Origin of the sequence: Streptomyces sp. NPDC048566 (assembly GCF_043199735.1) — a bacterium.
Classification (GTDB): domain Bacteria; phylum Actinomycetota; class Actinomycetes; order Streptomycetales; family Streptomycetaceae; genus Streptomyces.
Genome location: NZ_JBICWL010000002.1, coordinates 264,011 through 289,287 on the forward strand (window position 1 = coordinate 264,011; position 25,277 = coordinate 289,287).

At 73.7% G+C, this 25,277-nt stretch carries 26 protein-coding genes; 15 read left to right on the plus strand and 11 right to left on the minus strand.

Annotation, left to right across the window (positions count from 1 at the left end):
* Positions 1-34: 34 nt before the first annotated feature.
* Positions 35-1,264, plus strand: coding sequence for a phosphodiester glycosidase family protein (locus ACGFS9_RS04975; protein WP_393250913.1), 1,230 nt, complete (start codon positions 35-37; stop codon positions 1,262-1,264).
* Between the two features lie 45 nt (positions 1,265-1,309).
* On the opposite strand, the gene ACGFS9_RS04980 is transcribed toward ACGFS9_RS04975, so the two are convergent.
* From ACGFS9_RS04980 to ACGFS9_RS05000, 5 genes are all read right to left on the minus strand, one after another.
* On the minus strand, positions 1,310-1,504 hold the full coding sequence (locus ACGFS9_RS04980) for a hypothetical protein (RefSeq protein ID WP_393250914.1): 195 nt from the start codon (positions 1,502-1,504) through the stop codon (positions 1,310-1,312).
* A 283-nt stretch (positions 1,505-1,787) separates the two neighbouring features.
* Positions 1,788-2,894, minus strand: coding sequence for an acyl-CoA dehydrogenase family protein (locus tag ACGFS9_RS04985; protein WP_393250915.1), 1,107 nt, complete (start codon positions 2,892-2,894; stop codon positions 1,788-1,790).
* The gene (locus tag ACGFS9_RS04990; RefSeq protein WP_393250916.1) at positions 2,891-4,090 is read right to left on the minus strand and encodes an acyl-CoA dehydrogenase family protein; all 1,200 of its coding nucleotides are present in this window, start codon (positions 4,088-4,090) and stop codon (positions 2,891-2,893) included. Before ACGFS9_RS04990 ends, ACGFS9_RS04985 begins: the two co-directional genes overlap by 4 nt.
* Positions 4,087-5,064 carry an NADPH:quinone oxidoreductase family protein gene (locus tag ACGFS9_RS04995; protein WP_393250917.1) on the minus strand — a complete coding sequence of 326 codons (978 nt, stop codon included), beginning with the start codon at positions 5,062-5,064 and terminating at the stop codon, positions 4,087-4,089. The genes ACGFS9_RS04990 and ACGFS9_RS04995 overlap by 4 nt, the downstream gene beginning before the upstream one ends.
* 115 nt (positions 5,065-5,179) lie before the next feature.
* Positions 5,180-5,764, minus strand: a complete 585-nt coding sequence (locus ACGFS9_RS05000) for a helix-turn-helix domain-containing protein (protein ID WP_393251270.1) — start codon at positions 5,762-5,764, stop codon at positions 5,180-5,182.
* Positions 5,765-5,901: 137 nt separating this feature from the next.
* Between ACGFS9_RS05000 and ACGFS9_RS05005 the strand changes: the two genes are divergently transcribed.
* From ACGFS9_RS05005 to ACGFS9_RS05025, 5 genes are all read left to right on the plus strand, one after another.
* On the plus strand, positions 5,902-6,840 hold the full coding sequence (locus tag ACGFS9_RS05005) for an NAD(P)/FAD-dependent oxidoreductase (protein ID WP_393250918.1): 939 nt from the start codon (positions 5,902-5,904) through the stop codon (positions 6,838-6,840).
* Between the two features lie 114 nt (positions 6,841-6,954).
* Positions 6,955-8,493, plus strand: coding sequence for an ATP-dependent DNA ligase (locus tag ACGFS9_RS05010; protein WP_393250919.1), 1,539 nt, complete (start codon positions 6,955-6,957; stop codon positions 8,491-8,493).
* Complete coding sequence (locus ACGFS9_RS05015) at positions 8,490-8,972, plus strand: NUDIX domain-containing protein (protein WP_393250920.1); 483 nt, start codon at positions 8,490-8,492, stop codon at positions 8,970-8,972. Before ACGFS9_RS05010 ends, ACGFS9_RS05015 begins: the two co-directional genes overlap by 4 nt.
* 109 nt (positions 8,973-9,081) lie before the next feature.
* Positions 9,082-10,473: an NADP-dependent succinic semialdehyde dehydrogenase gene (locus ACGFS9_RS05020; protein ID WP_393250921.1), complete on the plus strand. Its 1,392-nt coding sequence runs from the start codon at positions 9,082-9,084 to the stop codon at positions 10,471-10,473.
* Between the two features lie 25 nt (positions 10,474-10,498).
* Entirely contained in the window at positions 10,499-10,738 is a 240-nt protein-coding gene (locus ACGFS9_RS05025) for a DUF6213 family protein (RefSeq protein ID WP_393250922.1), read from the plus strand.
* A gap of 218 nt (positions 10,739-10,956) precedes the next feature.
* Here ACGFS9_RS05025 and ACGFS9_RS05030 read toward each other — a convergent pair whose 3' ends face one another.
* Positions 10,957-12,183 carry an acyl-CoA dehydrogenase family protein gene (locus ACGFS9_RS05030; protein ID WP_393250923.1) on the minus strand — a complete coding sequence of 409 codons (1,227 nt, stop codon included), beginning with the start codon at positions 12,181-12,183 and terminating at the stop codon, positions 10,957-10,959.
* Between the two features lie 168 nt (positions 12,184-12,351).
* Between ACGFS9_RS05030 and ACGFS9_RS05035 the strand changes: the two genes are divergently transcribed.
* The gene (locus ACGFS9_RS05035) at positions 12,352-12,996 is read left to right on the plus strand and encodes a TetR family transcriptional regulator (protein ID WP_393250924.1); all 645 of its coding nucleotides are present in this window, start codon (positions 12,352-12,354) and stop codon (positions 12,994-12,996) included.
* A 7-nt stretch (positions 12,997-13,003) separates the two neighbouring features.
* On the opposite strand, the gene def is transcribed toward ACGFS9_RS05035, so the two are convergent.
* Positions 13,004-13,555 carry a peptide deformylase gene (gene def / locus ACGFS9_RS05040; RefSeq protein WP_393250925.1) on the minus strand — a complete coding sequence of 184 codons (552 nt, stop codon included), beginning with the start codon at positions 13,553-13,555 and terminating at the stop codon, positions 13,004-13,006.
* 154 nt (positions 13,556-13,709) lie between these two features.
* On the opposite strand from def, the gene ACGFS9_RS05045 reads away from it, so the two are divergent.
* The 5 genes from ACGFS9_RS05045 (at position 13,710) to ACGFS9_RS05065 (ending at position 18,337) form a co-directional block, all read left to right on the plus strand.
* On the plus strand, positions 13,710-14,948 hold the full coding sequence (locus ACGFS9_RS05045; protein WP_393250926.1) for a MurT ligase domain-containing protein: 1,239 nt from the start codon (positions 13,710-13,712) through the stop codon (positions 14,946-14,948).
* 19 nt (positions 14,949-14,967) lie between these two features.
* Positions 14,968-15,699 carry a type 1 glutamine amidotransferase gene (locus tag ACGFS9_RS05050; protein WP_393250927.1) on the plus strand — a complete coding sequence of 244 codons (732 nt, stop codon included), beginning with the start codon at positions 14,968-14,970 and terminating at the stop codon, positions 15,697-15,699.
* A gap of 255 nt (positions 15,700-15,954) precedes the next feature.
* Complete coding sequence (locus ACGFS9_RS05055; protein WP_393250928.1) at positions 15,955-16,980, plus strand: 6-phosphofructokinase; 1,026 nt, start codon at positions 15,955-15,957, stop codon at positions 16,978-16,980.
* 135 nt (positions 16,981-17,115) lie between these two features.
* Positions 17,116-18,069: a cytochrome c oxidase assembly protein gene (locus ACGFS9_RS05060; RefSeq protein WP_393250929.1), complete on the plus strand. Its 954-nt coding sequence runs from the start codon at positions 17,116-17,118 to the stop codon at positions 18,067-18,069.
* Between the two features lie 112 nt (positions 18,070-18,181).
* Positions 18,182-18,337 carry a hypothetical protein gene (locus ACGFS9_RS05065; RefSeq protein WP_366704990.1) on the plus strand — a complete coding sequence of 52 codons (156 nt, stop codon included), beginning with the start codon at positions 18,182-18,184 and terminating at the stop codon, positions 18,335-18,337.
* A gap of 60 nt (positions 18,338-18,397) precedes the next feature.
* Here ACGFS9_RS05065 and ACGFS9_RS05070 read toward each other — a convergent pair whose 3' ends face one another.
* The 4 genes from ACGFS9_RS05070 to ACGFS9_RS05085 are packed head-to-tail and all read right to left on the minus strand — an operon-like array spanning position 18,398 to position 22,443.
* On the minus strand, positions 18,398-19,603 hold the full coding sequence (locus ACGFS9_RS05070) for a sensor histidine kinase (protein ID WP_393250930.1): 1,206 nt from the start codon (positions 19,601-19,603) through the stop codon (positions 18,398-18,400).
* Complete coding sequence (locus ACGFS9_RS05075) at positions 19,600-21,312, minus strand: cation acetate symporter (protein WP_393250931.1); 1,713 nt, start codon at positions 21,310-21,312, stop codon at positions 19,600-19,602. The genes ACGFS9_RS05070 and ACGFS9_RS05075 overlap by 4 nt, the downstream gene beginning before the upstream one ends.
* Positions 21,313-21,317: 5 nt before the next feature.
* A complete protein-coding gene (locus ACGFS9_RS05080; RefSeq protein ID WP_393250932.1) occupies positions 21,318-21,677 on the minus strand; it encodes a hypothetical protein in 360 nt (119 codons plus the stop codon).
* Between the two features lie 10 nt (positions 21,678-21,687).
* Positions 21,688-22,443: a LytR/AlgR family response regulator transcription factor gene (locus ACGFS9_RS05085; protein WP_393250933.1), complete on the minus strand. Its 756-nt coding sequence runs from the start codon at positions 22,441-22,443 to the stop codon at positions 21,688-21,690.
* Positions 22,444-22,541: 98 nt separating this feature from the next.
* On the opposite strand from ACGFS9_RS05085, the gene ACGFS9_RS05090 reads away from it, so the two are divergent.
* From ACGFS9_RS05090 to rocD, 3 genes are all read left to right on the plus strand, one after another.
* Positions 22,542-23,045, plus strand: coding sequence for an Lrp/AsnC family transcriptional regulator (locus ACGFS9_RS05090; protein WP_103550629.1), 504 nt, complete (start codon positions 22,542-22,544; stop codon positions 23,043-23,045).
* A gap of 125 nt (positions 23,046-23,170) precedes the next feature.
* Entirely contained in the window at positions 23,171-23,983 is an 813-nt protein-coding gene (ddaH, locus tag ACGFS9_RS05095; RefSeq protein WP_393250934.1) for a dimethylargininase, read from the plus strand.
* Entirely contained in the window at positions 23,980-25,227 is a 1,248-nt protein-coding gene (gene rocD / locus ACGFS9_RS05100) for an ornithine--oxo-acid transaminase (protein WP_393250935.1), read from the plus strand. Before ddaH ends, rocD begins: the two co-directional genes overlap by 4 nt.
* The last annotated feature ends 50 nt before the right edge of the window (positions 25,228-25,277 follow it).

Genomic DNA, 25,277 nt, shown 5'->3' on the forward strand with positions numbered 1-25,277 from the left:
TGGGACGGTTGACGAGACATCAGGGGGGGGCGCCGTGGCGCGTCGCGACGGAGGGTTCGGATCGGCGCTGACGGTCCTCGCGCTCTGCGGAACGCTGGCCGGCGCGGCCCTCGCGGGGGCGGCACCGGCCGGCGGCGCGGAGGACACCGGGACCATCGCGCCCGGTGTCCGGTACCGCAGGATGGACGTCCCCGGCGCCCACGGCACGGCACGGGCGCACGTCCTCACCGTCGACCTGCGCGACCCCCGCGTCCGCGTCGGCCTGCTGTACCCGGGCGCCGTGGCGGCGCGGGCCCCCGTGTCGCGGCTGGCCGGCGAGCGGGGTGCCGTCGCCGGGGTCAACGGCGACTTCTTCGACATCGAGGAGTCCCAGCATCCGGGGGTCGAGGCCACGGGCGCGACCGTGGGTCCGGCGATCGCCGGCGGCCACGCGCTCAAGGCCGCCGTTCCGGACGGCCAGCGCTTCGGCCCCGCGCTGCCGCCCGGGGCCCACACCGACGACGTGTTCGGGGTGGGCGTCGACGGCAGGGCCCGGCTGGACCGCCTGGACCTCGCCGGGTCCGTCCGCAGCGCCGAGGGGACCTGGCCGCTCGGCGGGTTCAACCAGTACGCGCTCCCGGTCGGCTCGGTGGGCGCCTTCACCTCGGACTGGGGCGGCGCCTCGCGGCGGCGCGCCACCTGCGGCACGGACACCGAACGGGCCGCGCCGTGCAGCACGGACACCTTCGAGGTGACGGTCCGCGACGGGCGGGTCCTCTCCGTCGCCGACACGCCCGGCGCGGGCCCCGTCGCCCCGGGCAGCACCGTCCTGGTGGGCCGGGAGGCCGGTGCCCGCAGGCTGCGCGCGCTGTCACCCGGCGATCGCGTCGCCGTGCGGCACCGGATGGTGGCCGCGTCGTCCCGGGTGCCGTACCGGTTCGCGGTCGGCGGCTATCCGATGATGACCGGCGGGGTGCCCCTGCCCGGCCTGGACGACAGGGCCTCCGCGGTCCGGACCGCCGTCGGCGTCTCCGACCACGGGCGGCTGCTGCGGCTCCTCGCGCTGGACGGCTCACCGGAGTTCCGGACCGGGCTCACCATCGCCGAGGTGACGGCGGTGATGCGGGAGCTGGGCGTGCGGGACGCGTTCAGCCTGGACGGCGGCGGGTCCACCACGATGGTGGCGCGGCGACCCGGAGGGGGCCCGGTCGGGGTCCTCAACCATCCGAGCGGCGGCGCCGAACGCCCGGTGCCGAACGGCATCGGGGTGTTCTCGCGCGGCTGAGCCGCCGTCCCGGGCGCGGCGCCGCGCCGCGCCCGTTCCAGGGCCTCAGGGGCTGAGGCTGCCGACGATGTCCGCGGTCGCGGTGAGCCCGCTGTGGATGGTGGGCGCCATGCTCGTGCCGGCCAGCAGGAATCCGAGCAGGGCGCAGACGAGCGCGTGGGAGAACTTCAGCCCTCCGCTGCGCAGGAAGATCACCGCCAGCACCAGGAGCAGCAGCACCGCAGAGATGGAAAGGGCCATCGTCAACCTCCTCCGCCGCGTCCGCTGCGCGGCGTTCGGCCGCAAGTGTGGCCCAGCGGGCGGTTCGTCCCGGTGGCTGACGTGTCCTCCGAAAGAGTGGTGTCCCGAGGAGCCTTCCCGCGTGGGGTGCGCCCGCGGCGGGCGGACACGGCGAACGGGTGGCCCGGCGCGGGTCACCGCCCCGCGCGCCGCCGCGCCTCCGCTCCCGGTGTCGTCGAGGAGGCGGGAGGCGCGGCGGGCCGCGGCGGCCCCGACCGTCGGCGGGGCCGTGCCCGGGGACGGGTCAGGGGGCCGGGAGGTCGACCAGGGCGGCCAGGGCCTCGCGGTGCGCGCCCGCCGTGCCGTACGCGATCGAGTCCGCCTTGGCGCGCTTCAGGTACAGGTGGGCCGGGTGCTCCCACGTCATGCCGATGCCGCCGTGCAGTTGGAGCGCCTCCTCCGCCGCGTGGACGGCGACCGGCGCCGCGTACGCCTGGGCGACGGCCACCGCGACGGCGGTGTCGGGACCGCCGGTGGCCAGCGCGTCCGCCGCGTTGCGCGCGGCGGCACGGGTGTTGACGACCTCCAGCCACACCTGGGCCAGCCGGTGCTTGAGCGCCTGGAATCCGCCGACCGGCCGGTTGAACTGCTTGCGTTCCTTGAGGTAGCGGACGGTCTCGGTCAACGACCATTCGGCGAGGCCGAGTTGCTCGGAGGCGAGCAGCCCGGCACCGGCGCGCAGCGCGCGCCGGACCGCGCCGGGCGCGTCGTCGCCGAGCAGCCGGGCGGGTGCGCCGGCGAAGGTGAGCCGGGCGAGCGGCCTGGTCTGGTCGAGGCAGACCTGAGGGGTGACGGCGGCGGCGTCCGCGGTGACGGCGTAGAGCCCGCCGTCGTCGGCCGGGACGAGCAGGACGTGGGCGGCGGCCGCGTCGGCGACACCGCTCACCTCCCCGTGCAGCACCCCGTTCTCCAGCCGGACCGGCGGCGCGACGGTGCCGGGTCCGGCGGCGAGCGGCACGGCGAGGGCGGCGACGGTGCGGCCGGAGGCGAGCGCGGCGACCAGTTCGGCCGCAGCCGGGGTCGCGCAGGCCAGCAGCGCCTCGGTCGCGACCACGGCGCTCGTCAGGTACGGGACCGGGGCGACGGCGCGGCCGAGCTCCTCCAGGACGACGGCGGCCTCGCGGTGGGTGGCACCCTGGCCGCCGTGCTCCTCGGGCACCAGCAGCCCGGCGAGGCCCATGCCGTCGGCGAGCGCCTTCCACAGTTCGGGGTCGTGCGGGGTGGCGGACTCGCTGCGGGTGATCACGTCGGCGGCGGCGCAGCGGTCGGCGAGGAGGGCGCGGACGGCGGCGCGCAGCGCCTCCTCCTCCTCGGTGTAGAGCAGATCGGGCTCGGTGCTCACCTGGCTCATCGGGCGAGGTCCTTCCATGCGACGTCCTTGTCGGTCCGCGGCTCGGACGGCAGGCCGAGGACGCGTTCGGCGACGATGTTCAGCAGGACCTCGCTGGTCCCGCCCTCGATGCTGTTGCCCTTGGAGCGCAGGTAGCGGTATCCGGCGTCCCGGCCGGTGAAGTCGACCAGTTCCGGCCGCCGCATCGTCCAGTCCTCGTACAACAGGCCCTCCTCGCCGAGGAGTTCGACCTCCAGGCCGCTGATCTCCTGGTTGAGCCGGGCGAATCCGAGCTTCATGCCGGAGCCCTCGTGGCCGGGCTGTCCGACCGCGAGCTGCTGGCGCAGCCGCTCGCCGGAGAGCCGGGCGACCTCGGCCTCGACCCACAGCCCGAGCAGCCGCTGGTGGGTGTCGTGGGTGCGCAGTTCGGGCCGCTCGCGCCAGGTCTTCGCGACCGGGCCGATCATGCCGCCCTCGCGCGGGATGCGCATGCCGCCGATGGACACGCGCTCGTTCATCAGCGTGGTCTGGGCGACCCGCCAGCCGTCGCCGACCTCGCCGAGCCGGTGCGCGTCGGGGATGCGCACGTCGGTGAGGAACACCTCGTTGAACTCGGCCTCGCCGGTGATCTGGCGCAGCGGCCGGACCTCGACACCGGGGTCGGTCATGTCGCAGACGAAGTACGTGATGCCGCGGTGCTTGGGCACGTCCGGGTCGGTGCGGGCGATGAGGATGGCCCAGCGGGCGAGGTGGGCGCTGGACGTCCACACCTTCTGCCCGTTGACCACCCAGTCGCCGCCGTGCGGGCCGTCGCCGTCGGCGCGGACGGCGCGGGTGCCGAGCGCGGCGAGGTCCGAACCGGCGCCGGGCTCGCTGAACAGCTGGCACCACACCTCCTCGCCCACCCACAGGGGACGCAGGAAGCGCCGCTTCTGCTCCTCGGTGCCGAAGCCGAGGATGGTCGGCGCGGCCATGCCGAGGCCGATGCCGATGCGCCGCGGGTCGTTGTCGGGCGCTCCGGCGGCGGCGAGTTCGGCGTCCACGACCGCCTGGAGCCGGCGGGGGGCGCCGAGTCCGCCGAGGCCCTCCGGATAGTGCACCCAGGCCAGTCCGGCGTCGAAGCGCGCCGTGAGGAAGTCCTGGCGCGTGGTGTCGGCGGGCGGGTGAGCGGCCAGCAACTCCTGTGTGCGGCGGCGCAGTTCTGCTGCGTCGGTCATGCGGCGGCTCCGTTCCGGTGTGCGGGCACGACGGCGATGCGCCCGGTGGTGACCCCGTCGGCGACCCGCTGCACGGCGGCGGCGGCCTCGCCCAGCGGGACCCGCTCGCTCACCAGCGGTTTGATCGCGCCCCGTTCCGCCAGCTCGGTGAGCTGGTCGTGGCAGTGCCGGACGAGCTTGGGGTCCTTGGTGTTGTACAGGCCCCAGTGCAGGCCGAGGATTGCGTAGTTCTTCACGAGGGCGTGGTTGAGCGCGGGGCTGGGCACGGTGCCGCTCGCGAAGCCGACGACGACGATCCGGCCCTCGAACGCGACGACCTTGGCGGACTGGGCGTAGGCGTCCCCGCCGACGGGGTCGTAGATCACGTCGGCACCGCGTCCGCCCGTCGCCTCCTTGACCGCGGCGATGACGTCCTCGGCGCGCCGGTCGACGACGACGTCGCAGCCCAGGTCGCGCGCCACCGCCGCCTTGTCGGCGCCGCCGACGACCCCGATGACGGTGGCGCCGGCGGCCTTGCCGAGCTGGACGGCGGCGCTGCCGACCCCGCCGGCGGCCGCGTGCACGAGGAGCGTCTCGCCGGCCTCCAGCCGGGCCCGGCGGTGCAGGCCGAACCAGCCGGTCTGGTAGCCGATGTGCAGGGCGGCGGCCTCGGCGTCGTCGAGGGCGTCGGGGGCGGGCAGCAGGGCGGCGGCGTCGGCGACCGTGTACTCGGCGAATCCGCCGTGGGGCAGCACGGGGTTGGCGATCACCCGGCGTCCGTCCTCGGTCTCGCCGCAGATCTCCACGCCGGGGGTGAACGGCAGCGGGGGCCTGACCTGGTACTGGCCGCGGCACAGCAGCGCGTCGGGGAAGTTGACGGCGGCGGCGCGGACCGCGAGCAGGACCTGGCCGTCACCGGGCGTGGGCCGGTCCACCTCGCACAGGCGCATCGCCTCCGCGGGCTCGCCGTTCTGGTGCACTTGCCATGCCTGCATGCGGGGCCTCCAGGGGACTGCGTCGTCGGACCGGGGTCGATCGCATACTAAGCGGTCGCTTGCCCCTCTGGGAACAGGGGACGGCCGTCGTCTTCACCACGCCCGGTGCGACCGGTCAGTCCTCCCGGTCGCGCCCGCGGGGCCGGGCCCGGACGTGCATCCGCTCCCCCTGCGGCCCGAACAGGCTCAGGAACTCGACCGGCCCCTCCCCCGTCGACCCGAACCAGTGCGGCACCCGGGTGTCGAACTCGGCCGCCTCCCCCGGCCCCAGCACGACGTCGTGCTCTCCCAGCACCAGGCGCAGCCGGCCGGACATCACGTACAGCCACTCGTACCCCTCGTGGGTCCGCGGGTCCGGAGCCATGGACCGCTGCGGTTCGACCACCTTGTACGCCTGGAGCCCGCCGGGCCGGCGGGTCAGCGGCCAGTGCGTGCGACCGCCCCGCACGACGGGCTCGGCGCGCACCCGGGGGTCGCCGACCGGGGGTGCGCCGACGAGTTCGTCGAGCGGGACCTGGTGCGCCCGCGCGAGGGGCAGCAGCAGTTCCAGACTGGGCCTGCGCAGGCCCGACTCCAGCCGCGACAGGGTGCTCACCGAGATGCCCGTCGTCTCGGACAGGCCCGCCAGCGTCGCCCCGCGCTCCTTGCGCAGCCGGCGCAGCCGCGGCCCGACCGCGGCGAGCACCTCGTCGGTCGCGATCTCCCCGGCGGCGCCCCGCCCGGTCCCGTCGTCGGCCCCCGCGGCCCGTCGCCCACTCATCGCTCCATTGCAGTTTCGGCAACACCGTTTGTCAATCCGGCCGGTCGTCGGCGACGTTCGGGGTGGAGGTGGTCACCATGACCGAGACATACGACGCCCTCGTCGTCGGCGGCGGCGCGGCCGGACTGTCCGCGGCGCTGGTCCTGGGCCGGGCGCGGCGCCGCGCCCTCGTCGTCGACGCGGGCGAACCGCGCAACGCGCCGGCCGCGCACCTGCAGGGCTATCTGACCCGGGACGGCATGCCGCCCGCGGCCTTCCTCGCCGCGGGCCGCCGGGAGGTCGAGGGCTACGGCGTGGAGATCGTCCGCGACCGGGTGGTGGACGTGGTCCGGGACGGCGCGGGCGAGTTCGGCGCGACCCTGGAGTCCGGCACCGCGGTGCACGCCCGACGGCTGATCGTCACCACGGGCCTCGCCGACGAGATGCCCGCCGTGCCGGGCGTCGCCGAGCGCTTCGGGCGCGACGTGCTGCACTGCCCCTACTGCCACGGCTGGGAGGTCCGCGACGCGTCCTTCGGCGTGCTGGCGGCGACGCCGCTGAGCGTGCACCAGGCCCTCATGGTGACCCAGTGGTCGAAGGACGTCACGCTGTTCCTCCACACGGTCGCCGAGGCCGAGCTGTCGGACACCGATCTGCGCCGCCTGGCGGCGGCCGGTGTCGCCGTGGTGCCCGGCGAGGTCGCGGAGCTGGTCGTCGAGGACGACCGGCTCACCGGGGTCCGGCTGCGCGACGGGTCCGTGCACCCGCGGTCGGTGCTGTTCACCGCTCCCCGCGCCGTGCCGCGGACGGGGCTGCTCGAACGCCTCGGTGCCGAGCTGTCCGAGACCCCGTTCGGCTCCTATCCGGTGACCGATCCGACCGGGCTGACGAGCGTGCCCGGCGTCTGGGCGGCCGGGAACGCGGCCGGCTTCGCGGAACAGGTGGTCAACGCGGCGAGCGCCGGGTACCGGGCGGCGGCCACCCTCAACGGCGAACTCCTCTTCGCCGACCTCGACGCGGCGGTGGCGCGCGGCTGACCTCCCGGAACGGCGGCTCGGACTGCGCCGCGGCCAGGTCGCCGGTGCCCGCCGCGCCGGCCGCGGCGCCGCCGTACGGGTGTGGACACGGCCTCGGCGTTGCACCATGGCTGCATGCTGCTCAGCCGGCTCGCCCACGTGTCGCGGGAGGTCGCCGCCACCTCGGCGCGGTCCCGCAAGACCGCGCTGCTCGCGGAGCTGTTCCGGGAGACCGAGCCGGAGGACGTGCCGATCGTGATCCCGTATCTGGCGGGCCGGCTGCCGCAGGGCCGGCTCGGTGTCGGCTGGAAGGTGCTCGGCGACCGGGTGCCCCCGGCGGCCGGCCCCACCCTCACCGTGCGCGAGGTGGATGCCCGGCTCACCGCGCTGGGCGCGGTGTCCGGCACCGGTTCTCAGGCCGAACGGGCCCGGCTGGTGCGCGCGTTGATGGGCGCGGCCACCGAGGACGAGCAGCGGTTCCTGCTCGGCCTGCTCACCGGCGAGGTGCGCCAGGGCGCCCTCGACGCGATCGCGGTGGAAGGGCTCGCCGGGGCGACCGGAGCGCCCGCCGCGGACGTGCGGCGGGCGGTGATGCTCGCCGGCTCGCTCCAGACGGTGGCGCGGAGCCTGCTCGCCGAGGGCCCGGAGGCGCTGTCCGGCTTCCGGCTCACGGTCGGCCGCCCCGTGCTCCCGATGCTGGCGCACAGCGCCGCGTCGGTGTCCGAGGCGGTCGGCAGACTCGGCGCCTGCGCCGTCGAGGAGAAGCTCGACGGCATCCGGGTGCAGGTGCACCGCGACGGCCCGGAGGTGCGCGTGTACACCCGCACCCTCGACGACATCACCGACCGGCTCCCCGAGCTGACGGCCGCGGCGCGGAAGTTGCCGGGCGAGCGGTTCATCCTGGACGGCGAGGTGATCGCGCTCGACGGGCAGGGCCGGCCCCGCTCCTTCCAGGAGACGGCCGGGCGGGTCGGCTCGCGGGTGGACGTGGCGGCGGCCGCCCGGACGGTGCCCGTCTCCCCCGTCTTCTTCGACGCGCTCTCGGTGGACGGGCGGGAGCTGCTGGACCTGCCGTTCACCGAGCGGCACGCGGCGCTGGCCCGGCTGGTCCCGGAGCCCATGCGGGTCCGCGGGACGCTGGTGGCGGGCGTGGAGGACGCCGCGGGCGCCGAGCGGTTCCTCGCCGACACGCTGGCCCGCGGCCACGAGGGCGTCGTGGTGAAGGCGCTGGACGCCGTCTACGGCGCGGGACGGCGGGGATCCGCCTGGCTGAAGGTCAAGCCCGTGCACACGCTCGACCTGGTGGTGCTGGCGGCCGAGTGGGGACACGGCCGGCGTACCGGCAAGCTCTCCAACCTGCATCTGGGCGCCCGGACGCCGGACGGCGCCTTCGCCATGCTCGGCAAGACGTTCAAGGGCATGACCGACGCCATGCTCGGCTGGCAGACCGAACGGCTCCGGGAACTGGCGACCGGGGACGACGGCCACGTGGTCACGGTGCGGCCGGAACTGGTCGTGGAGATCGCCTACGACGGTCTCCAGCGCTCCACCCGCTACCCCGCGGGCGTCACCCTGCGCTTCGCGCGCGTGGTCCGCTACCGCGAGGACAAACGGCCGGCCGAGGCCGACACCGTGGACGCGCTGCTCGCCGCCCACCCGGAGGTCGGGCGGTGAGCGCGCGGCGCTCCGGACGGACCGCGCGCAGCGCCGGCCTGCTGCTGTTCCGGCGCTCCGGGCACGGGCTGGAGGTCCTGCTCGGCCATATGGGCGGCCCCTTCTTCGCCCGGCGCGACGCGGGTGCCTGGACGGTCCCCAAGGGCGAGTACGAGCCGGATGAGACCGCCTGGGACGCGGCGCGCCGCGAGTTCCGCGAGGAGCTGGGGCTGCCGCCGCCCGACGGCGAGCCCGTCACGCTGGGTGAGGTCACCCAGGCGAACGGCAAGATCGTGACGGCCTGGGGGATCGAGGCGGACCTCGACCCGGCGGCCGCCGTCCCCGGCACCTTCACGATGGAGTGGCCGCCGAGGTCGGGGCGGCGGCAGGAGTTCCCCGAGCTGGACCGGGTGGAGTGGATGACCCCGGACCGGGCCCGGCCGCTGATCGTGTCCGCCCAGACGACGTTTCTCGACCGGCTCACGGAGCACTCGGGCTGAGAGCCGGCGTTCGGACAGACGCGCCGGCTCGCCCAGCCGCCCCCCGCGTTGCGCCGCACCCCGCCGCGCGGGAGGGTCGGGGAACAGCACGCTCCCAGGAGGTCGGCCCATGGCCATCGCAACGGTGAATCCGGCGAACGGCGAGACGCTCAAGACGTACGACGCCCTCGGCGCCGAGGAGATCGAACGCAGGCTCGCCGTCGCCGAGGACACCTACCGCACGTACCGCACGACGTCCTTCGCCGAACGCGCCCGGCTGATGCACCGTGCCGCCGAGCTCCTGGAGCAGGACCGGGACGAGATCGGCCGGGTGATGACGGTCGAGATGGGCAAGCCGGTCCGGCAGGCCCGCGCGGAGGCGGCCAAGTGCGCCAAGGCGATGCACTGGTACGCCGACCGCGCCGAGGGCCTGCTCGCCGACGAGCACCCGGACCCGGCGGACGCGAAGGACTCGGGCGCCTCCCGTGTCCTGGTGCGCTACCGGCCGATCGGACCGGTGCTCGCCGTGATGCCGTGGAACTTCCCGCTGTGGCAGGTGGTCCGCTTCGCCGCGCCCGCGCTGATGGCGGGCAACGTGGGCCTGCTCAAGCACGCCTCGAACGTGCCGCAGACGGCCCTGTACCTGGAGGAGCTGTTCCGTCGCGCCGGCTTCCCCGAGGGCTGCTTCCAGACCCTGCTGATCGGCTCGGGAGCCGTCGAGGACGTGCTGCGCGACCCGCGAGTGAAGGCCGCCACGCTCACCGGCAGCGAACCCGCGGGCCGGGCGGTCGCCGCGGTCGCGGGCGACGAGGTGAAGAAGACGGTGCTGGAACTGGGCGGCAGCGACCCGTACGTCGTGATGCCGTCGGCGGACGTGGAGAGCGCGGCGCGGACCGCCGTGACCGCCCGGGTGCAGAACAACGGGCAGTCCTGCATCGCCGCGAAGCGGTTCATCGTGCACACCGACGTCTTCGACGCCTTCGCGGAGCACTTCGCCGCGGGCATGCGGGCGCTCACCGTCGGGGACCCGCTCGACGAGGACACGGAGGTGGGGCCGCTCTCCACCGAGCAGGGCCGCGCCGATCTGGAGGAACTCGTCGACGACGCCGTGGAGAACGGCGCGACGGTGCTGTGCGGCGGCGAACGTCCCGCGGGTCTCGCCGACGGCTGGTACTACGCGCCGACCGTCCTCGCGGACATCACTCCCGCGATGCGCGTCCACCAGGAGGAGACCTTCGGGCCGGTCGCCACGCTGTACCGCGCCGCCGACCTCGACGAGGCGATCGCCCTCGCCAACGACACCCCGTTCGGGCTGAGCTCGAACGTGTGGACGCGGGACGAGGCGGAGACGGAGCGCTTCGTTCGGGACATCGAGGCGGGCGGCGTCTTCTTCAACGGGATGACGGCCTCGCACCCGGCGTTCCCCTTCGGCGGGGAGAAGCGGTCCGGCTACGGACGGGAGCTGTCGGGGCACGGAATCCGCGAGTTCTGCAACATCACCACCGTATGGCACGGAGCGTGAGCGTTCCGCAGCTACGATCGCCTGTGTGAACCGCGAAGTGACCCTCCCCCTGATCGTCGACGACCGCGGCACGTTGCAGGTGGCGGCCGCCGACGTCAGCAAGCTGCTGCGCACGGTGGGCGGCCGGTGGCTGCATCTGGTGGAGGCCGGGCAGGACGGGCTGGACGAGGACACGGTGGCCGCTCTGACCATCGAGCTGGCCAAGCTGGCCGACCGCATCGACGTCGCCTGCATCGCGCACAGCAGCGGGCCGGCCGGCGGCTGACCGGCGGCCCGTCCCGCCCGCGTGCCCGGCCCGGGTCCGCTCCGTCCGGGGCGCCCCGGGGCCGTGACCGGAAGGGTTCACCGGCTCCCGGCGTCCGGCACGGCACCTCGCCGCGTCGCCGCATCACCCGAGTACATCCCCGTACGCGGGCGACGCTCCGCCGTGCGATGCACCGCACCGGACGCCGCGAGCCGTCCGGCGAACCTCCGGTCACGGCTCTAGCGAATCGGCATCCCGGCCAGCGTCCGGGCGATCACCAGGCGCTGGATCTCGCTGGTGCCTTCGAAGATCGTGTAGATGGCCGCGTCCCGGTGCATGCGCTCCACCGGGTACTCCCGGGTGTAGCCGTTGCCGCCGAGGATCTGGATGGCCTGGCCGGTGACCTTCTTCGCCGTCTCGCTGGCGAACAGCTTCGACATCGATCCCTCGGCCGCCGTGAACGGCTTGCCGTTGACCGCCATCCAGGAGGCCCGCCACACCAGAAGCCGCGCCGCGTCGATCGAGGTGCGCATGTCGGCGAGCTGGAAGGCGACGCCCTGGTTGTCGATGATCGGGCGGCCGAACTGCTCCCGCGTCCTCGCGTAGTCGAGGGCGACCTCGTAGGCGGCGCGGGCGGTGCCGACGGCCATCGCGCCGACGGCGGGACGGCTGGCCTCGAAGGTGGCCATCGCGGCGTTCTTCACCCGCTCGCCGCCCGCCTTGGCCCGCTCCCGCGAGCGGGCGAGCCGCTCGTCGAGCCTGTCCTTGCCGCCGAGCAGGCAGGAGCCGGGGACGCGCACGTCCTCCAGGACGACCTCGGCGGTGTGGGAGGCGCGGATGCCGTGCTTCTTGAACTTCTGGCCCTGGGAGAGACCGGGGGTGCCGGGCGGCACGATGAAGGAGGCGTGCCCCTTGGAGCCGAGGTCGGGGTCGACTGCGGCGACGACGACGTGGACGTTGGCGATGCCGCCGTTGGTCGCCCAGGTCTTCGTGCCGTTCAGGACCCACTCGTCCTTGGCCTGGTCGTAGACGGCGCGGGTGCGCAGCGAGGCGACGTCGGACCCCGCGTCGGGCTCCGAGGAGCAGAAGGCGGCGACCTTGACATCGTTGGCGTCACCGTACATCTGGGGAATCCAGGTGCCGATCTGCTCCTCGGTCCCGTTGGCGAGGACGCCCACGGCGGCGAGGCCGGTGCCGACGATGGACAGCGCGATGCCGGCGTCCCCCCAGAAGAGTTCCTCCATGGCCATGGGGATGCCGAGGCCGGTGGGGTCGAAGTACTGCTGGGCGTAGAAGTCCAGGGAGTAGATGCCGACCTTCGCGGCCTCCTGGATGACCGGCCAGGGAGTCTCCTCACGCTCGTCCCATTCGGCGGCCGCGGGGCGGACGACATCGGCGGCGAAGCCGTGCAGCCAGTCCCGGACCTCCTTCTGTTCGTCGTTGAGCTCCATGGTGAACTCGGCCATGTCCCCTCCAGCGCTGCCCTGAATGTTACTTGCGGTAACTGGAGTCTGTTACCGCCCAGTAGGAAAAGTCAACTCCCGCCTCGCGCTCGGCAGCCCGTTCGATCCCCGGGTACGGGACAGTGTTACTTTGCGCAGGCGTCACCGAATCACCACGGGTGGGGAGAGCACATGGACACCACACAGCGGACCGACCAGCAGCGGTCCACCGACCGCCGCCGGCGCGAGCTGCTGGAGGCCGCGGACCGGGTGGTGCTCCGCGACGGCCCGGGCGCCTCCATGAACGCCATCGCCGCCGAGGCCGGCATCACCAAGCCCATCCTGTACCGCCACTTCGGGGACAAGGGCGGCCTCTACGCCGCGCTGGCCATGCGGCACACCGACGCCCTGCTGGGCGCCCTGCGGGCGGCGCTGGACGCCCCGGCCGCCCGCCGCGAGCGCGTGGAGGCGACGCTGGACACCTACCTGGCGGCCATCGAGGCGCGCCCCCAGGTGTACCGCTTCCTGATGCATCCGTCCGAGGGCGGGCCCGTGGGCGACCCCGGGTTCGACGTCGGCAAGTACTCGGCGCCCGTACTGCGCCGCATGGGCGAGGAACTGGCCGAGGTCATCGAGGAGCGCGTGGACCTCGGCCCGGGCAGTCAGCAGCTGGCCCGCGTCTGGGGGCACGGCATCGTCGGCATGATGCACGCGGCGGGCGACTGGTGGCTGGGCGAACGGCCCTGCGAGCGCGCCGAGCTGGTGCGCAGTCTGGCCGACCTGCTGTGGGGCCGGCTCGCGGCGGCGGGCGACCGTGCGGGCGGCCCGGGCTTCTGACCCCGCCTCACCCGCTCCCCCGCCCGCTCCAGGGGGCCCGGCCCACCTGGCGCAGGAGCCGCTTCCTGCGCCGGCCGGCCAGCCGGTCGGCGTAGACGAGGCCGTCGAGGTGATCGCACTCGTGCTGGAGGCAGCGGGCGAACCAGCCGGTGCCCTCGACCGTCACGGGCCGCCCGGCGGCGTCCCTGCCCTCGACGACGGCCCGGTCGAAGCGCTCGGTGGCGGCCTCCAGCCCCGGCAGCGAGAGGCAGCCCTCGGGGCCGCGCAGCACCACACCGTCCGCCGCGACGAGCCGCGGGTTCACGACATGTCCGACATGGCGGACATCATCGTCGTCCGGGCAGTCGTATACGAAGACCCTGAGGCCGACGCCGATCTGGTTCGCGGCGAGGCCGACGCCCTGGGCCGCGTACATCGTCGCGAACATGTCCTCGACGAGTGCCGCGAGTTGGGGCCCGAAGGCGTCGACCTCCGCACATGCCGTGCGCAGCACGGGGTCGCCGAGCAGGGTGAGGGGCCGGACGCGCCCGCGGGTGCCCGGGATGGAGCCTTGTCGCATGGCGGCAAGGGTACGGTCCTGTGAGGCGCGCGCATGTCGCGCGGGCACCCAGGTGGTGCCGCGATTCGGGCACGTGAGTGGATCTCGATAGGCTGAGGCCCACACGGTGCCGGGGGCAGGGGCGCGGCGCGTACGCAAGGAGGATCGACAAACGATGTCAGGCAACTCGGACCCGCTGTCGCCGCGGGCCAAGCTGGCCGTGACGGCGGGCAAGGCGGCCGCGGCCGTCTCGCGGGCCGCCGGACGCGGCAGCGGATCGGTGATCGGCGGCCGGGTCGCTCTCAAACTGGACCCCGACCTGCTGGCGCGGCTCGCCACGCACCTGGACGTGATCCTGGTGTCGGCGACCAACGGCAAGACCACGACGACCCGGCTGATCGCGGAGGCGCTGCGCGCCGCCGGACCGGTGGTGTCCAACGCACTGGGCGCCAACATGCCCGCGGGCATCACCTCGGCGCTCGCCGGCGGATCGGAGGCCAAGTTCGCGGTCATCGAGGTCGACGAGAAGTACCTCTCCGGGGTGGCCCGGGACACCGACCCGAAGTGCATCGCGCTGCTGAACCTCTCGCGCGACCAGCTCGACCGGGCGGCCGAGACCCGGATGATGGCCGAGCACTGGCGCGAGGGCCTCGCCGGCTCCAAGTCCGTCGTGGTCGCCAACGCGGACGACCCGCTGGTCGTGTGGGCCGCGTCCTCCTCGCCGAACGTCCTGTGGGTGGCGGCCGGTCAGATGTGGAAGGACGACGCCTGGTCCTGTCCGTCCTGCGGCGGCGTGATGCAGCGGCCCGGCGACGACTGGTTCTGCGGGGACTGCGGTTTCCGCCGGCCGACGCCGACCTGGGCCCTGTCCGGGGACCACGTGCTCGACCCGCACGGCTCCGCCTGGCCGATCCACCTCCAGCTGCCGGGCCGCGCCAACAAGGCGAACGCCGCCTCCTCGGCCGCCGTCGCCGCCGTCTTCGGGGTCCCGCCACAGGTCGCCCTGGAGCGCATGTACCAGGTGCAGGCCGTCGCCGGACGCTACGACGTGGTGCAGTTCATGCAGCGGGACCTGCGCCTGCTGCTCGCCAAGAACCCGGCGGGCTGGCTGGAGACGTTCTCCCTGATCGACCCGCGGCCGACCCCGGTGATCCTGTCGGTGAACGCGCGCGGCGCCGACGGCACCGACACCTCCTGGCTGTGGGACGTGGACTACACCCGGCTGACCGGGCACCCCATCTTCGTCCTCGGCGACCGGAAGCTGGACCTCGCCGTCCGCCTCGAAGTCGCGAACCAGCAGTTCCAGGTGTGCGAGAACCTCGATCAGGCCGTGCAGATGGCACCGCCCGGGCGCATCGAGGTCATCGCGAACTACACCGCTTTCCAGGACTTGAGGCGTCGTGTCGGCAACTGAGCCACGGAGGACGAAGAGAATGAGCGACAACAGCCTGCGTCTGGTGTGGATCTACCCGGACCTGCTGAGCACCTACGGCGACCAGGGCAACGCCCTCGTCGTGGAGCGCCGCGCCCGCCAGCGCGGTCTCGACGTGGCCCGTCTCGACGTGCGCAGCGACCAGCCGATCCCCACCTCGGGCGACATCTACCTGATCGGCGGCGGTGAGGACCGGCCGCAGCGGCTCGCGGCCGAGCGGCTGCGCCGTGACGGCGGCCTGCACCGGGCGGTGGGCAACGGCGCGATCGTGTTCTCGGTGTGCGCCGGGTACCAGATCCTCGGGCACGAGTTCATCAACGACCTCGGCGAGCGCGAGCCGGGCCTCGGTCTGCTCGACGTCGTCTCCACCCGCGGTGAGGGCGAGCGCTGCGTCGGCGACGTGCTGGCGGACATCGACCCCCGTCTCGGGCTGCCGCAGCTGACGGGCTTCGAGAACCACCAGGGCGTCACCCACCTCGGCCCCACCGCCCGCCCGTTCGCGAACGTGCGGCTCGGCAAGGGCAACGGCACGGGCGACGGCACGGAGGGCGCGTACAACGACACCGTGTTCGGCACGTACATGCACGGGCCCGTGCTGGCACGCAACCCGCTGATCGCCGATCTGCTGCTGAAGCTGGCGCTCGACGTCAACGCGCTGCCGCCGATCGACGACCACTGGTACGAGGCGCTGCGCACCGAGCGCATCGCGGCGGCCACCCAGCCCGCCGCCTAGTGCCCCGGCCCGCCCTGCGGCGGGCCGGCCGAGAGGAACCGTCCCTGCCGGAACGGTTCCTCTCGGCGTTCACGGGGGACGGCGGAGGTGCGCGCCGCCGGGGGCCCGTCTGACACCTCGTCCGCACAGGTGAGCGGGTGCGTCCAGCTGGCGGACGCACGGTGCTGCCCGGCCCCCTCCCGCCGGTAGGGTGGCGGGGATCCTGCCGGACAACGTGGTCCGGACCCGGCCCACGTCGAGAAGGTATTTCGGGCTATGCGCATTGGTGTCCTCACGTCCGGCGGCGACTGCCCCGGCCTGAACGCCGTCATCCGGTCCGTCGTACACCGCGCCGTCGTCGACCACGGCGACGAGGTGATCGGCTTCCGCGACGGCTGGAAGGGACTGCTGGAGTGCGACTACCTCAAGCTCGACCTCGACGCGGTGAGCGGCATCCTCGCTCGCGGCGGCACCATGCTGGGCTCCTCCCGGGTCCAGCCCGCACACCTGCGTGACGGCGTGGAACGGGCCCGCGGCCACGTCGCGGAGCTCGGGCTCGACGCCGTCATCCCGATCGGCGGCGAGGGCACGCTCAAGGCGGCCCGCCTGCTGTCGGACGCCGGCCTGCCGATCGTCGGCGTGCCGAAGACCATCGACAACGACATCGCCGTCACCGACGTGACCTTCGGCTTCGACACCGCCGTCGGCGTCGCGACCGAGGCCCTCGACCGGCTGAAGACCACCGCCGAGTCGCACCAGCGGGTGCTGATCGTGGAGGTCATGGGCCGTCACACCGGCTGGATCGCGCTGCACTCCGGGATGGCGGCGGGCGCCCACGCCATCGTCGTGCCGGAGCGCCCGTTCGACATCGAGGAGCTGGCCGCGAAGGTCGGCGAGCGGTTCGAGGCCGGGAAGCGCTTCGCCATCGTCGTCGCCGCCGAGGGCGCCAAGCCCCGGGCCGGCTCCATGGAGTACGACGAGGGCGGCAGGGACGTCTACGGCCACGAACGCTTCGCGGGCATCGCCCGGCAGCTCTCCATCGAACTGGAGGAGCGGCTCGGCAAGGAGGCCCGCCCGGTGATCCTCGGACACGTGCAGCGCGGCGGCACGCCCACCGCCTACGACCGCGTGCTCGCGACCCGGTTCGGCTGGCACGCGGTGGAGGCCGTGCACCGCGGCGAGTTCGGGAACATGACCGCGCTGCGCGGGACCGACATCGTGATGGTCTCGCTCGCGGAGGCGGTCGAGACCCTGAAGACCGTTCCGGACGAGCGCTACGCCGAGGCGGAGTGCGTGCTCTGACCCGTTCGCGCCGAGAACCGCCCCCGGTCGCCGGTGCGACCGGGGGCGGTTCTAGTCTGGTGCGGACAGAGCGCGCACAACCCTCCCCAGTGCCCCAAAAGGCCCGGGAGGCAGCCCAGAATCAGGAGCCGGTGGATGGATCACAGCGGGCACGGCATGACCATGGACCTGCCGCCGTTCACGCTGGGACGAGGACTCGCGTGGTCCGCGGACCCCTTCTTCCTCGTCGCCTGCCTGCTCGGGCTCGGGCTGTACGGCTGGGGTGTGCTGCGGCTCACACGGCGGGGCGACGCCTGGCCGTGGGGCCGGACGGTGTCCTTCGTCGTCGGCGTGCTGACCGTCCTGCTCGTGATGTGCACCGGGCTCAACGACTACGGCATGGTCATGTTCAGCGTGCACATGGTGCAGCACATGGTGATCAGCATGCTGTCGCCGATCCTGATCCTGCTGGGCGCACCGATCACGCTGGCGCTCCGGGCGCTGCCGGTGGCTGCCCGGCGAGGGAGCAAGGGACCGCGCGAGCTGCTGCTGATGCTGCTGCACAGCCGCTATCTGCGGATCGTCACGCACTCGGCCTTCACCATCCCGCTGTTCATCGCGAGCCTGTACGGCCTGTACTTCACCCCGATCTTCGATTTCCTGATGGAGTCCAAGACCGGTCACATCGCGATGATGTGCCACTTCCTCGCCGTCGGCCTGGTGTTCTTCTGGCCGATCATGGGGGTGGACCCCGGACCGCACCGCCCCGGGTACCTGATGCGGATGCTGGAGCTGTTCGCGGGGATGCCCTTCCACGCGTTCTTCGGCATCGCGCTGATGATGGCCTCGCAGCCGATGATCGCGACGTACGAGCATCCGCCCGCCTCCCTCGGCATCGAGGCGCTCGCCGATCAGACCGCCGCCGGCGGTATCGCCTGGGCGTTCAGCGAGGTCCCGTCCGTCCTGGTGCTGCTCGCCCTGCTCTTCCAGTGGTACGGCTCCGAGCAGCGGCAGGCCAAGCGCCAGGACCGGGCGGCGGACCGGGACGGCGACAAGGAGCTGGAGGCGTACAACGCCTATCTCGCCTCGCTCCAGGCCCGCAGCCGCTGAGGCGGACCGGACGGGACCGGCGCCCGCCCCTGGCGAACCGCGTCCGTCCGGGTGAAAATGGGCCCGAAGGCGTCGGCCCGCGCCGCGGCCCCGCCGGGAGGAGGGTGTCCCGATGCCCGGTACGACGAAGACGATGGGAGCGCTCACCGTGGGCGGGCTCGTCATGGTGACGGCCTACACGGTGGCGCTGGGCAGCAACGGCTGGCTGTGGTTCGGCTGGGTCGTGCTCGGTCTGATCACCCTGGGGATGGTCGTCTCGCACGCCTGAGAGCGCCCGGCGCCGGGGCACGGCCACCGGCCCCGGGGCGAGGCCGTGTCACCGAGCCGGTCACGCCCGCGGGCGGCGCGCCGCGGAGTGCACGCCCGGCTGGTACTTCGGCAGCCGGACGGTGATCCTCATGCCGGCGCCCGCGGCCGTCTCGATGACCAGCCCGTGGTCGTCGCCGTAGACCTGCCGCAGCCGTTCGTCGACGTTGGACAGGCCGATGCCGGCCGACGGCCCGACCTCTCCCGACAGGATGCGGCGCAGCCGCCCGGGGTCCATGCCCACGCCGTTGTCCTCGATGACGACGAGCGCCTCGGCCCCGGCGTCCTGGGCGGTGATGCCGATGTGGCTCTTGTCCGTCTTGCCCTCCAGGCCGTGCTTGACCGCGTTCTCCACCAGCGGCTGGAGACAGAGGAAGGGCAGCGCCACCGGCAGCACCTCGGGGGCGATCTGCAGGGTGACCGACAGCCGCTCGCCGAAGCGGGCCCGGACCAGGGCCAGGTAGTGGTCGATGGCGTGCAGTTCGTCGGCGAGGGTGGTGAAGTCGCCGTGCCGGCGGAACGAGTAGCGGGTGAAGTCGGCGAACTCCAGGAGGAGGTCGCGGGCGCGCTCGGGGTCCGTGCGGACGAACGAGGCGATCACGGCGAGCGAGTTGAAGATGAAGTGCGGTGATATCTGGGCGCGCAGGGCCCTGATCTCGGCCTCGATCAGCCGGGTCCTGGACCGGTCGAGATCGGCCAGCTCCAGTTGGACGGAGACCCAGCGCGCGACCTCGCCGACGGCACGCACCAGGACCGCCGACTCCCGGGGCGCGCAGGCCACGAGGGCTCCGTGCACGCGGTCCTCCACGGTGAGCGGGGCGACGACGGCCCAGCGCAGGGTGCAGGCGGGCTCCTCGCAGGCCAGCCGGAAGGCCGCGCCGCGGCCGGTGTCCAGCGGTCCGGCGAGGCGCTCCATGATCTCGTCGCGGTGGTGCGCGCCGACGCCGTCCCAGGCGAGCACGGTCTCGGGGTCGGTCAGGCAGAGCGCGTCGGTGCCGAGCAGGGTGCGCAGCCGGCGGGCGGAGCGGCGGGCCGTCTCCTCGGTGAGCCCGGCACGCAGCGGGGGCGCGGCGAGCGAGGCGGTGTGCAGCGTCTGGAAGGTGGCGTGTTCGACGGGGGTGCCGAGGCCCCCGAGGTGCTGCGGCCGCGCGGTGCGTCTGCCGAGCCAGTACCCGGCCGCGAGGAGCGGCAGGACGGCGACGCAGAGACCGGCCAGGAATCCGCTCACCGGCCCGCCGCCTCGGTGAGCTCCTCGGGGAGGTGGAAGCGGGCCAAGATCGCGGCCGTCCCGGCCGGCACGCGGGTGGCGGTGGCCAGCGACACCACCGTCATGGTGACGAAGCCGAGCGGCACGGACCAGAGGGCCGGCCAGGCGAGCAGGGCGCGCAGCGCGCCGGTACGCGGATAACCGGCCATCGTGGCGGCGACCGCGACGAGGGCGGCGCCGCCGCCGAGGAGCATCCCGGCGGCGGCGCCGGGCGGGGTGAGCCGGCGCCACCAGATGCCGAGGACGAGCAGCGGGCAGAAGGAGGACGCCGAGACCGCGAACGCCAGGCCGACGGCGTCGGCGACGGGGAGCCCGCCGACCAGGACGGAGGCCGCCAGGGGTACGGCCATCGCGAGGACGGTGCCGAGGCGGAAGTGCCGGACGCCGCGGGCGGGCAGCACGTCCTGGGCGAGCACGCCGGCCACCGCCATGGTCAGGCCGGAGGCCGTGGACAGGAAGGCGGCGAAGGCCCCGCCGGCGACGAGTGCGCCCAGCAGGTGCCCGCCGGCTCCGCCGATCATCCGGTCGGGCAGCAGCAGGACGGCGGCGTCCGCGTCGCCGGTGAGGCTCAGTTCGGGGGTGTAGAGCCGGCCGAGGGCCCCGTAGAGGGGCGGGAGCAGGTAGAACGCGCCGACGAGGCCCAGCACGGCGACGGTGGTCCGGCGGGCGGCGACGCCGTGCGGGCTGGTGTAGAAGCGGACGACGACGTGCGGCAGGCCCATGGTGCCGAGGAAGGTGGCGAGGATGAGTCCGTAGGTCGCGTACAGCGGGCGTTCCTCGCGTCCGGCCGCGAGCGGCGTCGACACGCCGCCGTCGCTGCCGCGCCCGGCCGCGGGGACCGGGTCCCCCGGGTCGAAGGTCAGCCGGGTGCCGCGCTCGACCCGGTGGGTGCCGGCCGGGAGGTCGAGGCGCTCGCCCTGGTGGCGGCGGCCGTCGACGGTGCCCGTCGCGGTAATGGTGAGCGGGCGGGCCAGTGTCAGGTCGAGGGTGTCGTCGATCCGGACGAGCCGCCGCTCGCGGAAGGAGGCCGGTTCGTCGAAGGCGTGGCGGGGGGCGCCGTCCGCCTGCCAGGCGAGGACGAGGAAGAGGGCCGGGACGAGCAGGGCGGTGAGCTTGAGCCAGTACTGGAACGCCTGGACGAAGGTGATGCTGCGCATGCCGCCCGCGGCGACGGTGGCGACCACGACGGCGGCGACGAGGACCCCGCCGAACCAGTCGGGCGCGTCGGTCATGACGGCCAGGGTGAGTCCCGCGCCCTGGAGCTGGGGCAGCAGGTAGAGCCAGCCGACGCCGACGACGAAGGCGCCCGCCAGCCGCCGTACCGCCGGGGAGCCCAGCCGCGCCTCGGCGAAGTCGGGCAGGGTATAGGCGCCGGAGCGGCGCAGCGGGGCGGCGACGAACAGGAGCAGCACGAGGTAGCCCGCGGTGTAGCCGACCGGGTACCAGAGCATGTCGGGTCCCTGGACGAGGACGAGTCCCGCGATGCCGAGGAAGGAGGCGGCGGAGAGGTACTCGCCGCTGATCGCGGCGGCGTTGAGCCGGGGCCCGACGGTGCGGGAGGCCACGTAGAAGTCGGAGGTGGTCCGGGAGACGCGCAGCCCGAACGCGCCGACCAGCACGGTGGCGAGGACGACGAGGGCGACGGCGGGCACGGCGTAGTTCTGGTTCACGCCGGTCAGCGGTCCTCGACGAGCCGCACGAAGTCCCGCTCGTTGCGCTCGGCCCGGCGGACGTACCAACGGGCGAGGAGCACCAGGGGCGGGTAGACGCCGAATCCGAGGACCGCCCATGCGGTTCCCGCGCGGTCCGGGAGTGCGGCGAAGACCAGCGGCAACGGGGCGACGAGGAGCACCAGGACGAGGAACACCGCGAGGCCCACGCGGAGTTGGCTGCGCATCAGGGAGCGTACGTAGGTGTGGCCCAGCGTGGTCTGCTCGTCGATCTCGGTCCGCGGCCGGTAGTAGCCGGAGGTCCGGCGGGCGCGCCGGGGCGCTCCGGTGACGACCACCCGGCGTTCGGCTGGGTCCTGGGGCACGCCGTCCTCCTCAGCTCGTGGTCCGGCGCAGCAGCAGGTCGCGCAGCTGCCGGGCGTGGCGGCGGCTGACCTGGAGCTCGACGGAGTCGACGAGGACGCTCACGGTGCCGGCGTCCAGGCGGAGTTCGGCTATGTGGCGGAGCGCGACGAGGTGGCGGCGGTGGATGCGGACGAAGCCGCGCGGGCGCCAGCGCTCCTCCAGGGTGGACAGCGGGATGCGGACCAGGTGGCTGCCCTGGGCGGTGTGCAGCCGCGCGTAGTCGCCGTGGGCCTCGACGTGGGTGATGTCCTCGACCGCCACGAAGCGGGTGACGCCGCCGAGTTCGACGCCGATGTGGTCCGGGTCGGGCTCGTGGACGGGGATCAGCGGGGTGGTGTCGCGCAGGCGGGCCGCGCGGCGGATCGCCTCGGCCAGCCGTTCGCGCCGGACGGGCTTGAGGACGTAGTCGACGGCCTTCAGGTCGAAGGCCTGGACGGCGAAGCCCTCGTGGGCCGTCACGAACACCACGAGCGGCGGCCGGGCGAACCCGCCGAGCAGCCGGGCCAGGTCGAGTCCGTCCAGCCCGGGCATGTGGATGTCGAGGAAGACCACGTCGATCGCCTCCGGACCGCCGGGGCCGGATTCCAGGGCGCGGTTGATCCGGCGCAGCGCCTCGGTCGCGTCGCCGGCTCCCTCGGCGCTGCCGATCCGGGGATCGGCGTTCAGCAGGTACAGGAGCTCCTCCAGGGAGGGTTGTTCGTCGTCGACGGCGAGCGCGCGCAGCATGAGAGTGGAGTGTAAGAGCGTTTCGCGCGGCTGGACATGCGTCGGACACGGCCGTCGCGCCCGGCCGCGGCCCGGCCTCCGCTGGATACAGTGCCGCCATGAACAGCAAGCCCGCGATGTTCGACGAGCTCGACCGCAAGATCATCACGGCTCTGATGGCGAACGCCCGGACGAGCTTCGCGGAGATCGGCGCGGCGATCGGGCTGTCCGCCACGGCGGTCAAGCGCCGTGTCGACCGGTTGCGCGAGACGGGCGTGATCACCGGGTTCACGGCCACGGTGAAACCGGCGGCGCTGGGCTGGCGCACGGAGGCGTACGTGGAGGTGTACTGCGAGGGGGCCGCCCCGCCGCGCCGGCTCGCGGAGGTGGTGCGCAACCATCCGGAGATCACCGCGGCGATGACGGTGACGGGGGGCGCGGACGCGCTGCTGCACGTGCGCGCGGTGGACGTCGAGCACTTCGAGGAGGTGCTGGAGCGCATTCGGGTGGAACCGTTCATCCGGAAGACGATCAGCTACATGGTGCTGTCCCATCTGCTGCCCGAGGCACCGGAGGCGGGGGCGACCCAGGCCGCCCCGGACGACGCAGGAAACGTGCGCTGACCCAGTCGATCACGCAGCGATGGTGCGTATACGCGCAGCTCTCATCGCTTGTCGCCCGTATCTCCCGTTTCCTACCGTTGAGGTATCCACCCAGCCGACACCGCAGGAAGCGGAGGGACCCCTCTGTGCCCGACAGCCGTGTGCCGCGCCCCCGGCGCTTTCTCGTCTGCGAACCCAGACACTTCGCCGTGCAGTACGCGATCAACCCCTGGATGCATCCCGACACCCCCGTGGACGTGGATCTCGCGCAGGACCAGTGGAGGGCGCTGATCGGCGCCTACCGCGCGCACGGTCACGTGGTCGACTCCGTCGAGCCGGTGCCCGGCCTGCCCGACATGGTCTTCGCCGCGAACTCCGCGCTGGTCATCGCGGGCCGGGTCTTCGGCTCGTACTTCCACGCGCCGGAGCGGCGCCCCGAGTCCACCGCGTACGACACCTGGTTCAAGACGGCCGGGTTCGACGTGTACCGGCCCGAGGCCGTCTGCGAGGGCGAGGGCGACCTCGTCCCGACGCGCCGCTACGTTCTGGCGGGCACCGGCTTCCGTACGACGCCCGCGGCGCACCGCGAGGTCCAGGAGTTCTTCGGCGTCCCGGTGATCACCCTGCGCCTGACGGACCCGCGCTTCTACCACCTCGACACCGCGCTGTTCGTGCTGGACGACGAGAACATCGCCTACTACCCGGAGGCGTTCTCGCCGGGCAGCCGCGAGGTGCTGGCCCGGCTCTTCCCCGACGCGGTCCTCGCGACCCGCGAGGACGCGTTCGCCTTCGGCCTCAACTCCGTGTCCGACGGCCGCCACGTCTTCATCGCACCGCGCGCCGAAGCCCTCGCCGACCGGCTCGCCCGGCACGGATACGTCCCCGTCCCCGTCGACCTCTCCGAGTTCCAGAAGGCCGGCGGCGGCATCAAGTGCTGCACTCAGGAGATCCGTTCATGACCGCTCCCGCCCGTCCGCGCACGTCCGCCGCAGCGACGCGCGGCTCCGCCGAACTGATCCGCGCCGAGGAGCCGGTCCTCGCGCACAACTACCACCCGCTGCCCGTGGTCGTCGCACGCGCCGAGGGCTCCTGGGTGGAGGACGTCGAGGGCCGCCGCTACCTCGACATGCTGGCCGGCTACTCCGCCCTCAACTTCGGCCACCGCAACCCCGTGCTCGTCGAGGCGGCGCACCGGCAGCTCGACCGGCTCACCCTGACCTCCCGCGCCTTCCACAACGACCAGCTGGCCGGGTTCGCCGAGTCGCTCGCCGAGCTGACCGGCCTGGACATGGTCCTGCCGATGAACACCGGCGCGGAGGCCGTGGAGAGCGCCATCAAGGTGGCCCGCAAGTGGGCCTACGAGGTGAAGGGCGTGGAGAGCGGCCGGGCGACCGTCGTGGTGGCGGCGGAGAACTTCCACGGCCGCACCACCACGATCGTCGGCTTCTCCACCGACGACACCGCACGCGCCGGTTTCGGCCCCTTCACGCCCGGCTTCCGCGTCGTGCCGTACAACGACCTGGCCGCGCTGGAGGCGGCGATCGACGCGACCACGGCCGCCGTGCTGCTCGAACCGATCCAGGGCGAGGCGGGCGTCGTCATCCCGGACGACGGCTACCTCACCGGGGTGCGCGAGCTGACCCGGCGGACCGGCTGCCTGTTCGTCGCGGACGAGATCCAGTCCGGTCTCGGCCGCACCGGGGCCACCCTGGCGGTGGACCACGAGTCCGTCGTGCCCGACCTGCTGCTGCTCGGCAAGGCGCTGGGCGGCGGCATCGTGCCCGTCTCGGCCGTCGTCGGGCGCCGGGAGGTCATGGAGGTACTGCGTCCGGGTGAACACGGCTCCACGTTCGGCGGCAACCCGCTCGCCGCCGCCGTCGGCTCCGCGGTCGTCGGCCTGCTGAGGACCGGGACCTACCAGCGCCGCGCCGCCGCCCTGGGCGTGCTGCTGCGGGAGGGCCTGGCGCCGCTGACCGGCCGCGGGGTGGTCGGCTTCCGCTCGCGCGGGCTCTGGGCGGGAGTCGACATCGACCCCGCCATCGGGACGGGCCGGCAGATCAGCCAGGCGCTGATGGCCGAGGGCGTCCTCGTCAAGGACACGCACGGCTCGACGATCCGGCTGGCGCCGCCGCTCACGATCACGGAGGAGGAACTGGGGTCGGCTCTCGGGGCCCTGGAGAAGGTCCTGGCCCGAGGGGTCTGATTCCGGCCGGAAGGCCACAGAGAGTGACGCCCGGACGGTTACGCCCGGCG

What these genes read in the sequence shown, in the direction of transcription:
- ACGFS9_RS04985 (WP_393250915.1), bottom strand. Translation starts at nt 2,894, where the DNA reads ATGAGCCAGGTGAGCACCGAGCCCGATCTGCTCTACACCGAGGAGGAG.
- ACGFS9_RS05030 (WP_393250923.1), bottom strand. Translation starts at nt 12,183, where the DNA reads ATGGCCGAGTTCACCATGGAGCTCAACGACGAACAGAAGGAGGTCCGG.
- def (WP_393250925.1), bottom strand. Translation starts at nt 13,555, where the DNA reads ATGCGACAAGGCTCCATCCCGGGCACCCGCGGGCGCGTCCGGCCCCTC.
- ACGFS9_RS05020 (WP_393250921.1), top strand. Translation starts at nt 9,082, where the DNA reads ATGGCCATCGCAACGGTGAATCCGGCGAACGGCGAGACGCTCAAGACG.
- rocD (WP_393250935.1), top strand. Translation starts at nt 23,980, where the DNA reads ATGACCGCTCCCGCCCGTCCGCGCACGTCCGCCGCAGCGACGCGCGGC.
- ACGFS9_RS05035 (WP_393250924.1), top strand. Translation starts at nt 12,352, where the DNA reads ATGGACACCACACAGCGGACCGACCAGCAGCGGTCCACCGACCGCCGC.
- ACGFS9_RS05005 (WP_393250918.1), top strand. Translation starts at nt 5,902, where the DNA reads ATGACCGAGACATACGACGCCCTCGTCGTCGGCGGCGGCGCGGCCGGA.
- ACGFS9_RS05010 (WP_393250919.1), top strand. Translation starts at nt 6,955, where the DNA reads ATGCTGCTCAGCCGGCTCGCCCACGTGTCGCGGGAGGTCGCCGCCACC.
- ACGFS9_RS04995 (WP_393250917.1), bottom strand. Translation starts at nt 5,064, where the DNA reads ATGCAGGCATGGCAAGTGCACCAGAACGGCGAGCCCGCGGAGGCGATG.
- ACGFS9_RS05090 (WP_103550629.1), top strand. Translation starts at nt 22,542, where the DNA reads ATGAACAGCAAGCCCGCGATGTTCGACGAGCTCGACCGCAAGATCATC.
- ACGFS9_RS05055 (WP_393250928.1), top strand. Translation starts at nt 15,955, where the DNA reads ATGCGCATTGGTGTCCTCACGTCCGGCGGCGACTGCCCCGGCCTGAAC.
- ACGFS9_RS05065 (WP_366704990.1), top strand. Translation starts at nt 18,182, where the DNA reads ATGCCCGGTACGACGAAGACGATGGGAGCGCTCACCGTGGGCGGGCTC.
- ACGFS9_RS05085 (WP_393250933.1), bottom strand. Translation starts at nt 22,443, where the DNA reads ATGCTGCGCGCGCTCGCCGTCGACGACGAACAACCCTCCCTGGAGGAG.
- ACGFS9_RS05060 (WP_393250929.1), top strand. Translation starts at nt 17,116, where the DNA reads ATGGATCACAGCGGGCACGGCATGACCATGGACCTGCCGCCGTTCACG.
- ACGFS9_RS05045 (WP_393250926.1), top strand. Translation starts at nt 13,710, where the DNA reads ATGTCAGGCAACTCGGACCCGCTGTCGCCGCGGGCCAAGCTGGCCGTG.
- ACGFS9_RS04990 (WP_393250916.1), bottom strand. Translation starts at nt 4,090, where the DNA reads ATGACCGACGCAGCAGAACTGCGCCGCCGCACACAGGAGTTGCTGGCC.
- ACGFS9_RS04980 (WP_393250914.1), bottom strand. Translation starts at nt 1,504, where the DNA reads ATGGCCCTTTCCATCTCTGCGGTGCTGCTGCTCCTGGTGCTGGCGGTG.
- ACGFS9_RS05050 (WP_393250927.1), top strand. Translation starts at nt 14,968, where the DNA reads ATGAGCGACAACAGCCTGCGTCTGGTGTGGATCTACCCGGACCTGCTG.